At 60.1% G+C, this 11,931-nt stretch carries 10 protein-coding genes; 2 read left to right on the top strand and 8 right to left on the bottom strand.

Annotated features, from left to right (window positions below; all coding sequences use genetic code 11):
* Nucleotides 1–19: 19 nt before the first annotated feature.
* On the top strand, nt 20–1,147 hold the full coding sequence (dnaJ, locus tag FHP24_RS10170; protein WP_139675928.1) for a molecular chaperone DnaJ: 1,128 nt from the start codon (nt 20–22) through the stop codon (nt 1,145–1,147).
* Between the two features lie 68 nt (nt 1,148–1,215).
* On the opposite strand, the gene FHP24_RS10165 is transcribed toward dnaJ, so the two are convergent.
* Nucleotides 1,216–2,607 (bottom strand): M20/M25/M40 family metallo-hydrolase, encoded by a 1,392-nt coding sequence (locus FHP24_RS10165; RefSeq protein WP_139675927.1) that lies wholly within the window; start codon nt 2,605–2,607, stop codon nt 1,216–1,218.
* A gap of 148 nt (nt 2,608–2,755) precedes the next feature.
* Entirely contained in the window at nt 2,756–3,187 is a 432-nt protein-coding gene (locus FHP24_RS10160) for a MarR family winged helix-turn-helix transcriptional regulator (RefSeq protein ID WP_139675926.1), read from the bottom strand.
* 413 nt (nt 3,188–3,600) lie between these two features.
* Here FHP24_RS10160 and polA point away from each other — a divergent pair, with 413 nt between their 5' ends.
* Nucleotides 3,601–6,585 carry a DNA polymerase I gene (polA, locus tag FHP24_RS10155; protein WP_139676216.1) on the top strand — a complete coding sequence of 995 codons (2,985 nt, stop codon included), beginning with the start codon at nt 3,601–3,603 and terminating at the stop codon, nt 6,583–6,585.
* Nucleotides 6,586–6,629: 44 nt separating this feature from the next.
* Here polA and FHP24_RS10150 read toward each other — a convergent pair whose 3' ends face one another.
* The 6 genes from FHP24_RS10150 to phnE (FHP24_RS10125) form a co-directional block, all read right to left on the bottom strand.
* Nucleotides 6,630–6,932, bottom strand: a complete 303-nt coding sequence (locus FHP24_RS10150) for a hypothetical protein (protein WP_139675925.1) — start codon at nt 6,930–6,932, stop codon at nt 6,630–6,632.
* Nucleotides 6,933–7,020: 88 nt separating this feature from the next.
* Nucleotides 7,021–7,629, bottom strand: a complete 609-nt coding sequence (gene phnN, locus FHP24_RS10145) for a phosphonate metabolism protein/1,5-bisphosphokinase (PRPP-forming) PhnN (protein ID WP_246091647.1) — start codon at nt 7,627–7,629, stop codon at nt 7,021–7,023.
* Nucleotides 7,629–8,768 carry an alpha-D-ribose 1-methylphosphonate 5-triphosphate diphosphatase gene (locus FHP24_RS10140; protein WP_139675924.1) on the bottom strand — a complete coding sequence of 380 codons (1,140 nt, stop codon included), beginning with the start codon at nt 8,766–8,768 and terminating at the stop codon, nt 7,629–7,631. The genes phnN and FHP24_RS10140 overlap by 1 nt, the downstream gene beginning before the upstream one ends.
* Nucleotides 8,765–9,478 (bottom strand): DUF1045 domain-containing protein, encoded by a 714-nt coding sequence (locus FHP24_RS10135; protein WP_139675923.1) that lies wholly within the window; start codon nt 9,476–9,478, stop codon nt 8,765–8,767. The genes FHP24_RS10140 and FHP24_RS10135 overlap by 4 nt, the downstream gene beginning before the upstream one ends.
* A 115-nt stretch (nt 9,479–9,593) precedes the next feature.
* Entirely contained in the window at nt 9,594–10,949 is a 1,356-nt protein-coding gene (gene phnE / locus FHP24_RS10130; protein WP_139675922.1) for a phosphonate ABC transporter, permease protein PhnE, read from the bottom strand.
* Nucleotides 10,949–11,869, bottom strand: a complete 921-nt coding sequence (gene phnE, locus FHP24_RS10125) for a phosphonate ABC transporter, permease protein PhnE (protein WP_139676214.1) — start codon at nt 11,867–11,869, stop codon at nt 10,949–10,951. Before phnE (FHP24_RS10125) ends, phnE (FHP24_RS10130) begins: the two co-directional genes overlap by 1 nt.
* Nucleotides 11,870–11,931 lie beyond the last annotated feature (62 nt).

The following is an 11,931-nucleotide window of genomic DNA, read 5'->3' as shown; positions in this document are numbered from 1 at the left end:
TCCGGAGCCGGATACCTGAATGGCCAAAGCAGACTTTTACGAAATCCTCGGTGTCGCCAAGTCGGCTGACGAGAAGGAGCTGAAGAGCGCCTTCCGTAAGATGGCAATGAAATATCATCCGGACAAAAATCCTGGTGATGCGGAAGCCGAAAAGAAGTTCAAGGAACTGAACGAGGCCTACGAAACCCTCAAGGATCCGCAGAAGCGCGCGGCCTATGATCGTTACGGCCATGCGGCCTTCGAACAGGGCGGCATGGGCGGCGGCGGTGGTTTCGGTGGAGCCCAAGGCGGTTTCTCCGACATTTTCGAAGATATTTTCGGCGAGATGATGGGGGGCGGTCGTGCGCGCCGTTCCGCAGGCGGCCGCGAACGCGGCGCCGATCTTCGCTACAACATGGAAATTTCGCTGGAAGAGGCCTATAACGGCAAGACGGCGCAGATCCGGGTTCCGACGTCGATCACCTGCGACGTCTGTTCCGGTTCGGGCGCCAAGCCCGGCACGCAGCCGAAAACCTGTGGCACCTGCCAGGGCTCGGGCCGCGTGCGCGCCTCTCAGGGGTTCTTTTCCGTCGAACGCACCTGCCCGACCTGCCATGGCCGCGGCCAGACGATTTCCGATCCCTGCGACAAGTGCCACGGCCAGGGCCGCGTCACCGAAGAGCGTTCGCTCTCGGTCAACATCCCGGCCGGCATTGAAGATGGCACCCGTATCCGCCTGCAGGGCGAGGGCGAAGCCGGAGCCCGTGGCGGCCCGGCCGGTGATCTCTACATCTTCCTGTCGGTGACGCCGCACGAATTCTTCCAGCGTGATGGCGCCGATCTTTATTGCGCCGTGCCGATCTCGATGACGACGGCAGCGCTTGGCGGCACGTTCGATGTCGGCACGCTCGATGGATCGAAGTCGCGCGTCTCGGTGCCGGAAGGCACCCAGGCCGGCAAGCAGTTCCGCCTCAAGGGCAAGGGCATGCCGGTTCTGCGCTCGTCGCAGACGGGTGATCTCTACATCCAGATCGGCATCGAAACGCCGCAGAAACTGACCAAACGTCAGCGCGAACTGCTGCAGGAATTCGAGGAAAGCTCGTCCAAGGAGAACAACCCGGAATCGACCGGTTTCTTTGCCCGGATGAAGGAATTTTTCGACAACTGATCGATTTCCGATCTCGAAATTAAAACGCCGGCTGAAAAGCCGGCGTTTTGCGTTTGTATGTGTCCAGCTTACTTCGTAGCCAGCGCCGTCATGATCCGCGCCCAGGAGCGGATGCCCTTGTGGTACGACTTCAGGTCGTATTTCTCGTTCGGAGAATGAATGCGGTCATCGACGAGGCCGAAGCCGACCAGCAGCGAATCCATGCCGAGCTGTTTCTGGAAATCGCCGACGATCGGGATCGAGCCGCCCATGCCGATGATCACGGCCGGGTTCTTCCATTCTTCCGAAAGCGCACCCTTTGCCTTTGTCAGCTCAGGAGAATCATACGAAAGCTGGATCGCAGGCGATGCGCCGTGCTCGTGGAATTCCACGGTGCAATCAGCAGGGATTTTTGAACGCACATAAGCGCGAAATGCTTCGCGGATCTTCGCCGGGTTCTGATCTCCCACCAGACGGAACGAGATCTTGGCGGAAGCCTGCGCGGCAATCACGGTTTTAAAACCTTCACCCGTATAGCCACCGGTGATGCCGTTGATTTCGGCTGTCGGGCGAGCCCAGGTGAGTTCGAGCACCGAGCGGCCCTTTTCGCCGGACGGGATGGAAAGGCCGACTCCACCAAGGAAACTTTCGGAATTGCGGCCGAGCGCTTCCCAGCCTTCCTTGATATTCGTCGGGGTTTCCTCGACGCCCTCATAGAAACCTTCGAGCGTCACCCGGCCGGTCTCGTCATGCAGGCCGGCAAGAATGTCGGTGAGGATATGGATCGGATTGGCGGCGGCGCCGCCGAACAGGCCCGAATGCAGGTCACGGTCGGCCGCCTTGACGACGATCTCCTCGCCGACGAGACCACGCAGGGCAGCAGCGATTGCCGGCGTATCGCCGTCCCACATGCCGGTATCGCAGACCAGCGCATATTCGGCCTTCAGCTCGGCGGCATTGGCATCGAGGAAGGGTTTCAGTGACGGCGAACCGGATTCCTCTTCGCCTTCGAACAGGATGGTGACGCGGATCGGCAGCGAACCGTTGATCTCCTTATAGGCGCGGCAGGCTTCGACGAAGGTCATCAGCTGGCCCTTGTCGTCGGCCGTGCCGCGGCCGGTCAGAACCTTGCGGCCGGGCGAGATCTCCTTGATCTTCGGCTCGAACGGCGAGTCCTCCCACAGCTCGATCGGATCGACCGGCTGCACGTCGTAATGGCCGTAGAAAAGCACATGCGGGGCGTCAGGGCTGGCGCCGTCGTGATGGGCAACGACCATCGGATGGCCGGCGGTATCGCGCACGGAAGCATCGAAGCCGATGCCCTTCAATTCCACCACCAGCCATTCGGCAGCCTTGCGGCATTCAGCCTTGTAAGCCGGATCGGTAGAGATGGACTGTATGCGGACGAGCGAAAAGAGGCGGTCGATGCTGTCTTGAAGGTTCTGGTCGGCGCGATCGAGAACGGCGGAAATATCGGTCATGGAAATCACCTTGTCTTTGAGCGGTCGCACACGCGGGCGGCCAACTTGCCTTGAACTGTTAGCAAGCAAGAGGAGGGCGGCACAATGGCAAATGCTGCACGCGCTTCAAGTCGTTTACTTCGCGTGGGCAGCACGCTGGGCGTGTCGTTCACACCTTCCGGCTGTTGCCGATGATGAGGCGCATATATTCCATCATCAGCTCCCGCTCGAATGAACGGAAGCCGAAAAAGAGTGCGCTGTCGGCCTCGGCCGCCGCGTCGACCGCGCGCGTTTCCAGGGACCTGCCGAGTTCCGTCAGGTTGATGATCTGCGCACGTCTGTCGCTTGGGTGCGGTGTCCGTGCGATCAGTCCGTCACGCTCCATCCGCGAAAGCGTATTGGCAAGCGTTGCCTGCTCGACCTCGAGCTTGTCCAGAAGCTGTTTCTGGGTCAGGCCATCTTCCTGCCAGAGCTCAAGTAGGACGGGAAACTGGCCGGGAGAAAAGCCGAGCGAAGCCGCCCGCTTCTGCAGCGATCGTGAAAACACCCTGGCGAGCTGACCGGCCAGATAGGTAGCCGACTGCGAGCGATCGAATCCCATGGCCTCCGCCACCACTTTCCCGGGGAGCCAGCTTAACTGGCAGACGATAATCGATATCAGGCGATGTGTTTATGAGATTGGGGCACAGGCGTAAGATTGGCAAGGTGCCTGCCGATAATTGAGCCAGCTGCAAACAAAAACGCCACGGCCGGGAGGGGACGGCCGTGACGTTTCTTATAGAAGGACAAAGACCCGGAGAGGGGGATGGGTCTTTGCCCGGTCTGGTGAGGCGGGGGACGGGCCTACTGCCAGACTGCGGCGTTATCAATCGCCGGTAAGCTTGAAATGAGGGGCGGATTGCGGCTTTTCAAGGGAAAGGCAGATTACAATTCGGTAAGGTGCTGCACTGCTGCAGGCTTGGTTCCCGACAAGTTTTCGTGGACGCCGCGCATGTGCCACGTTATTCCATTCGCATGAAAAAAGGCGATCACCTCTTCCTCATCGACGGGTCCGGATTCATCTTCCGCGCCTTCCACGCATTGCCGCCGTTGACGCGCAAATCGGATGGCCTGCCGATCGGTGCCGTGTCCGGTTTCTGCAATATGCTCTGGAAGCTGCTGACCGATGCGCGTGATACATCCGTCGGTGTGACGCCGACCCATTTCGCGGTCATCTTCGACTATTCGTCGAAAACCTTCCGCAAGGAAATCTACGACGCCTACAAGGCGAACCGTTCGGCCCCTCCGGAAGAACTCGTTCCGCAATTCGGCCTGATCCGCCAGGCGACGCGTGCCTTCAACCTGCCCTGCATCGAGACGGAAGGTTTCGAGGCCGACGATATCATCGCCACCTATGCCCGCCAGGCCGAGGCCGTGGGTGCCGATGTCACCATCGTGTCGTCCGACAAGGACCTGATGCAGCTCGTGACGCCGATGGTCCACATGTATGACAGCATGAAGGACAAGCAGATCGGGGTTCCCGATGTCATCGAAAAATGGGGCGTGTCGCCGGAAAAGATGATCGACCTGCAGGCGCTGGTCGGCGATTCCGTCGATAACGTGCCCGGTATTCCGGGAATTGGGCCGAAGACGGCTGCCCAGTTGCTGGAGGAATTCGGCGATCTCGAATCGCTTCTCGCGCGTGCCGGCGAGATCAAGCAGGTCAAGCGCCGCGAAAATATCCAGGCCTTTGCCGAACAGGCCCGCCTTTCCCGCCAGCTGGTGGAGCTGAGGACCGACGTTCCCTTGGAACTCGACCTCGGAGCATTGCTTCTGGAGCCACAGGACGGGCCGAAGCTGATCGGCTTCCTCAAGGCAATGGAATTCGGCACCTTGATGCGCCGTGTTGCAGCTGCCTGCGATTGCGATGCAAATGCCATCGAGCCGGTCACCATCGAAGTCGAATGGGGTGCCGAGGCGCGAGGTCCTGATCTGGATGCCGCATCGTCCGCAGATACCGGAGAAGCTGCTGCAGACGCACCGGCAAACCCCGCCAAGGCGGTTGTCGCCAAAAGCACCGATGGAGCGACGCCGGCAGAACTTGCCGACACGCGCATCGCATCTTTCGCCAATGCGAAGATCGATACGACGAGTTATGTGACGATCCGCGATATCGAAGTCCTCGACGATTGGATCAAGGCAGCCCGCGAGACGGGACTTGTCGGTTTCGACACCGAAACCAATTCGCTCGATCCGATGCAGGCGGAACTGGTCGGTTTCTCGCTGGCTATTGCAGATAACACCGGTAATCCGTCCGGGCTTGAAGTGCGTGCCGCCTACGTGCCGCTCACGCACAAGACGGGCGTCGGCGATCTTCTCGGCGGCGGACTGGCTGAAAATCAGCTTTCGCCCAGGCAGGCGTTGGATCGCTTGAAGCCGCTACTGGAAGACCCGTCGGTGCTGAAGGTCGCGCAGAACCTGAAATTCGATTACCTCGTCATGAAGCGCCACGGCATCACCGTGAAGAGTTATGACGATACCATGCTGATGTCCTATGTTCTGGACGCCGGCAAGACGACGCATGGCATGGACACATTGTCCGAACGCTGGCTGAACCATAAGCCGATCGCCTTCAAGGATGTTGCGGGCTCGGGCAAGAGCGGCGTCACGTTTGATTTCGTCGATATCGATCGCGCCGCGACTTACGCGGCAGAAGATGCGGATGTGACGCTCAGGCTGTGGATGGTGCTGAAGCCGCAGCTGGCGGCAATGGGCCTGACCCGGATCTACGAGCGGCTGGAGCGGCCTCTCGTTGAAGTCCTGGCGCGCATGGAAGAACGTGGCATCTCCATCGACCGACAGATTCTTTCGCGCCTTTCCGGCGAACTGGCGCAGAAGGCCGCCGCCTTCGAGGACGAGATCTACGAACTCGCCGGCGAGAAGTTCACCATCGGTTCGCCCAAACAGCTCGGCGATATCCTGTTCGGCAAGATGGGCCTGCCGGGCGGCTCCAAGACCAAGACCGGGCAGTGGTCTACATCGGCGCAGGTTCTGGAAGACCTCGCGGCCGAAGGTGCCGCGCTGCCGCGCAAGATCGTCGACTGGCGCCAGCTGACCAAGCTGAAGTCCACCTATACCGATGCGCTGCCGGGTTATGTCCATCCCGAAACGAAGCGGGTCCACACGTCCTATTCGCTGGCCTCGACCACGACCGGCCGCCTGTCGTCCTCCGAACCGAACCTGCAGAACATTCCGGTAAGAACGGCGGAAGGTCGCAAGATCCGCACCGCCTTCATCGCGTCTCCCGGCCACAAGCTTCTGTCCGCCGACTACAGCCAGATCGAATTGCGTGTTCTGGCCCATGTCGCGGACATCCCGCAGCTTCGCCAGGCCTTTGCCGACGGGATCGACATTCATGCGATGACGGCATCCGAAATGTTCGGCGTGCCGGTGGAAGGCATGCCGAGCGATATCCGCCGTCGTGCGAAGGCGATCAATTTCGGCATCATCTACGGCATTTCGGCCTTCGGTCTTGCTAACCAGCTGTCGATCGAGCGGTCGGAGGCAGGCGATTACATCAAGAAGTATTTCGAACGTTTCCCCGGCATCCGCGACTACATGGATTCAACCAAGGCCTTTGCCCGCGAACATGGCTATGTGGAAACGATCTTCGGTCGTCGGGCGCATTATCCGGAGATCAAGTCCTCCAACCCCTCGATGCGCGCCTTCAACGAACGCGCCGCGATCAACGCCCCCATCCAGGGCTCGGCTGCGGATATCATTCGCCGGGCTATGGTGAAGATGGAAAAGGTGCTTGGCGATGCCGGGCTGGGCGAGCGCGTTCGCATGCTGCTTCAGGTCCATGACGAACTGATCTTCGAGGTGGAAGACGCGGACGTCGAAAAAGCGATGCCGATCATCGTCTCGACCATGGAACAGGCAGCCATGCCCGCCATTTCGATGAAAGTACCGCTCAAGGTGGATGCGCGCGCGGCCGCAAACTGGGACGAGGCGCACTGACGCGCGCCCGATCCCGTATTTCGATTTGACCGCAAAACTTTCGGTCAGGCAGTCCCGCTATCCGGGTAAAGGGAGACCAGTGCCGTGGAGAGCAGCTCCTCGGCATAGGTATCGGCAGTTTCCTGTGCAGCTTTGGTCAGGCCAACCTCTCGCGATCGTTGTCGCACGGTGTCCTGGATCAATGCCGCTATACCGCGGGCCTGATCGGCATTGCCATTGTCGGACGTATCGAGCGTCAACGCCAACGCAGTCATAGCCACGATCTCCAGCACGACAATCCGTGCCTCGAGATCCGCATCCGTACTGCGGTCAGGGTCTGCTCCATCCTTTGTTCGTGTTTCAATCAAAGCCCCAGCTCCATTCGGCCCTACCTCTATTAGGTATACCGAATAGATCAGGTAGGGGAACCGTTGGAACTTTAAAGCGTGTCAGGTTTTATTTTTCCTTGGGGATAAAAGACTGGGATAATAAAGTCGAAACGGCATCGACAATGGCGCGGCCCGAAATTTCTATTTCGCCGCTGTTGTCGATCGTAACGACCTTGTAGTCGCCGATCACGCCAAGCGAACTCCGCTCCAGCCTGCGCAGAATATCTTCCCTGCTTTCTCGCCCGCGCGCCTCAAGCCGTGCAGCAAGTACCTCCGGTCGCGCCGTCACATTGACGACGACAAGGTTGGGGTATGCGTCCCTGAACAGACCGAGCGCCGAGCGCGATCCGTTTGCAATCACGATTGCTCCCTTGGAAACGGCATCCTTCGTCTCGATGGGTATGGCGTAGTGCAAGCCGTGAGCCTTCCAGCAGACGGCAAAGCGGCCATCTGCCTCAAGCTTTTCAAACTCGGCCTCGCAGACGCCGTCATGATCCTCACCACCCGCATTGGCGTCACGGGTGATCACACGGCGGGCGAAAACCACGTCGGAACGGTTGGAGAAGGCACGGGCGGCATAGGCCATCAGCGTGTCCTTGCCGGCGCCGCTTGGGCCGACGACCGCGACCATGCAGCCTTCACCGACATCTCTGCGAGGTTCGGATGATCCGTCCATTACGCCACCCGACGCCCCTGCCGCCACACGGCGCGCGATACGGGTACTCCGGCCTCCCGGTGAACCCGCACGAGATCGGCGCGCAGCCCCGTTGCGATCCGGCCGCGATCGGCAAGACCGGCAGTGCGGGCAGGCGTGGCAGTCACCATCGAGATCGCCTTGGGAAGAGAGATGCCGTCAACGTCGTCTGCAAGAATGAAGGGCGCATAAAGCAGGCTGAGCGGCACGTAGTCGGAGGAAAGAACGTCGAGAACGCCATTGGCGGCAAGATCGCGGGCAGCGATATTGCCGGAATGCGACTTGCCCCGCACCACGTTCGGCGCGCCCATCAGGACGCTCATGCCGGCCTTGTGCGAAGCCGCTGCGGCCTCGAAGCTGGTCGGGAATTCGGCAAGCTTCACGCCGTTCTCGATCGCCTCGTCCACATGCGCAAGCGTTGCATCGTCGTGGCTCGCGACCGTGATGCCACGCTCGGCGCAGTGTTTTGCGATCGCAAGCCGGTGCGGCGTCGAATTGCGCTGTGATTCCGCCACCCGCTTGTCGATGAAGGCTTTGAATACCTCGTCGGAAAGGCCGCGCTTCTTCTGGTAATAGAATATGTATTGGTCCATCGTCTGGAACTGCCGCTGGCCCGGCGCATGGTCCATCAAGGAGACCAGCCGCACATGGCTGTCGTTTTCGAAATCGGCAAAGTGCTCCAGCACGTTGTCGGCCGAAACCTCGCAGCGCAGGTGGATGAGATGCTCGGAGCGCAGGCGCCCGTCGCGTTCGGCGGCTTGTATGGCGTCGGCCATGTCGCGCATCTCGCCATGTTCGAAGCCGCCATCCTCGTCGGATCCCATGCGTAGGCAGTCGAAAACGGTGGTGATCCCGGAAGATGCGATCTGGGCGTCATGCGCCTGGATTGCAGCTGTTGCATTCCAACGCACGCCGGGACGCGGAGAATAATGCTGTTCGAGATGGTCGGTATGAAGCTCAACCAGGCCGGGGATCAGGTAGTCGCCCTCGAAATCCTCGCCGACATGGACATTGCCTTCGGAAATGTCGGCGATCTTGCCGTCGCGGATCTGGACGGAGCCGGAGATCATGCTGTCTTCCAGCACGATACGGGCATTGGTGAATACGGTCTCGGTGGTCATGTGCCGGTCTTTCTGGTCTCGGAGGCCGGCTTCAGGGGGAGCCAGCGATGGGCGATGAAATCTGCGCCGCGGGTGGGCTCGACGAAAAGCGCGAGCCCGTCGATGGAAAGCGGCTTGTTGGTGAAATCGGAAAATCGCGGTTCGATCGCAGCGCGCATCGCAGGGGCCTGTTCGGGCGGCACGGGACCGGAGAGCGTCATGTGGAAACGGAACTCGTCCATCACATGCGGATAACCCCAGCGCATCAGATTGGCGCGGTGTTCGGGTGAAAGCGTCTCGGGCTTGCGGCGGGCGATGTCCGGTTCGGAAAGCGGCGCCCGGAACGGTTCAAATTCTTCGACGATGCGGGCGGCAAAGGCCTGCAGTTCGGGGTAGACCTGATCCGGCACCAGCGCGAAGAAACGGCCAAGCTGGCCGATCACGAGGTTCGGGATGTCGAAGCCAGTCGTCGATGCAGCCAATCGCTCGAAAGCCTCGATCAGTTCCTCTTCGCTTCGTCCTTCCGCCAGTTCGAATGGCGCTTTCAGCGTCGCATGGAAGGCGTAGCGGCGCGGATCAGCGGTTAGCGCATGAATTTCTTCGCTCGAAAGACCCTCTGCACTAGGCGTCGGAAACGTCTCGCCGGTAAAGGCGTCGCGGCCGAGCCAGCGGGATGCGGTCTTCGTCAGCGAATGGTCCGCGGCGGGCGAAAAATAAAGGGCGTAACGCAAGGCATCATTCCGGAATGAGGAAGGGGCGGAGACGGAAGTGTAGACATCCGCCGCGTCCGAAGACAGGCCCTGCGCCTAAAAGATTTCCATGACAGAATGATGATGCCGACGCCGATTAGTGCGTCGGCCCGCCGATCAGCCGCGAACGGATCGCGTTTGATATCGCGTCGAACAGGAAGACGACGAGAAGGATGAGCAACACCATATAGGCGACCTTGTCCCAATCGGCATTCGTGCCCATCGCTTCCAAGAGCTTGAGACCGATGCCGCCTGCACCGACGGCGCCGATGACGGTGGCCGAACGGGTGTTGGATTCCCAGAAATACAGCGACTGCGAGATGAACACTGGCAGGACCTGCGGCACGACGCCGAAGCGGTTGACGATGACCGGAGGCGCACCGACCGATTTGACGCCCTCGCGCTGCTTGTCGTCGACATTCTCGACCGCTTCCGCATAGACCTTTCCGAGCGCACCGGCATCGGTGAAGAAGATCGCCGCGATACCGGGGATCGGTCCGGGGCCGAAGGAGCGGGTGAAGAACAGGGCCCAGATCAGCATGTCGACCGAGCGCAGAAAATCGAACAGTCGCTTCATGCCCCAGTTGGCAGCACGGCTCCGGGTGATGTTGCGCGCGGCGATGAAGGCGAGCGGAAAGGCGAAGAGCGTGCCGAGCAGCGTGCCGACAAAAGCCATAACCAGCGTCTGCAACAGCTTCGACAGAATGTCTGCATGCTGCCAGACATTGTTGCCGAGGAAATCATCGACCATGTGGCCGATATTCGAGCGGGCCGGATCGAGCCGCTCGCCGATGGTCGCAAGTGCTGCGAGTTGGCCCCAGCTCTTGCCCCAGAAATCGGACTTGGTGTCGAACAGAAAATTGGCCCAGCCGAGGAAGCGGCGCTGTACATAGACCTGGCTTGTGCGGATCTCGGCCTGGCCCTCATAGCCGTAGTTCACCAGCACCTTGTTGCCGTCCTGCCGAATGGCGGCAGGTGCATCAGCCGGCGCTGTCGCGGCATCCTCGGAGATCGTTACCGGATAGGCCGTGCCATTCAGATATACATCGACGCGGCTGGTCGTGACGTCGAGACGATCGGCGTCGCTGCCATATGTAACCGTATAGCCACCGGTTTCGGTGGGCTTGAGCCAGAAGATATCCGCACCCTGCGCATATTGCCCGCGGCTCGACCATTGTGCCTTGACAGTTCCGTTGTCCTCGAAACGCAGACGTGGCTGGGCGCGCCAGGAATACCAGTCCTGAATGTAGAGCGAAGCACGGTCCCATTGCCCGTTCATGAAAGCGGGGCCGACATTGAAGGCGAAGAAACAGATCACGAGGTAGAGCGTCACGATGCCCGACCCGACGAGCAGCCCGTAGCGCTTCATGATGGAACGATGGAAAACCTCTGGATGAGCTTCCCGTAGGCGTTCGCGATCGGACGCGTTGATGGTTGGAACCGAAGACGTCATCAGGCTGCTCCCCTGCCGAATTCGAAGGACTGTTGGCCGATCAGCCGGCGGCGAAGCCAGGCGGAAAACTGGTCGATGATGATGATGCTGACGAGCAAAAGGATGATGATCGCATAGGTCTTGGCGGCGTGGTCACGGCCGATCGCCAGGCGGAATACTTCGCCGATGCCGCCACCGCCGACCGCGCCGATGATGGTCGAGGCGCGCACATTGATCTCGGCGCGCAGCAGCGTGTAGGAGACGAAATTCGGCAGGACCTGGGGAACGATGGCGAAACGCACCCGCTCGACCCAGCTTGCACCCGCGGCACGCAGGCCTTCGTCCGGCTTCATGTCGGAATTTTCGACCACTTCGAAGAACAGTTTTCCGAGCGCGCCGATCGTATGGACGGTGATCGCGATGATTGCCGCAATCGGGCCAATAGAGAGAATGGCAGTCAGAAGGCCGGCAATGACGATTTCCGGAAAGGCGCGCAGCACTTCCATGATGCGGCGCACGACGAAACGGGTGATGCCGGCCCCGACGAGATTGGTCGAAGCGAAGAAACAGAGCAGGAAGGCTAAGGCCGAACCGATAATCGTCGAAACCAGCGCGATGTTGATGGTGATCACCAGCTGGTAGATGAAGTTCGGGATATACAGCGTGTCGGTGATGTAATGGCGGTCGGCAGTATAATTGTATTTGAGCGAGCCGTCGGCATAAGGCGAAGGCAGGTCGAACATCGCCCGGAAGATTTCCATCGGGCTGTCCGGCACGAAGCTGCGGATGAAATCGAAGAAATACGGCAAGCGTTCGAAGAATTTGCCGGCATTCGCATCATTGGCGAATTGCAGCGAATAGAAAAGCACGACGAGGAAAATGCCGATCGAGATCGCGGTATAGATCCGGCGTGTGCGAAGTTGCTGCCGGTAGTGCTGCATCATCATCGATGCTGCAGGGCCGAGTTCGCCTCTTCGGCTGCCATTATTCTGTTCGCTGATGG

Origin of the sequence: Aliirhizobium smilacinae, from assembly GCF_006335145.1 — a bacterium.
Lineage (GTDB): Bacteria > Pseudomonadota > Alphaproteobacteria > Rhizobiales > Rhizobiaceae > Neorhizobium > Neorhizobium smilacinae.
Note: the sequence above shows the minus strand (reverse complement) of the source record. Positions and strands in the feature narration are given on the sequence as shown.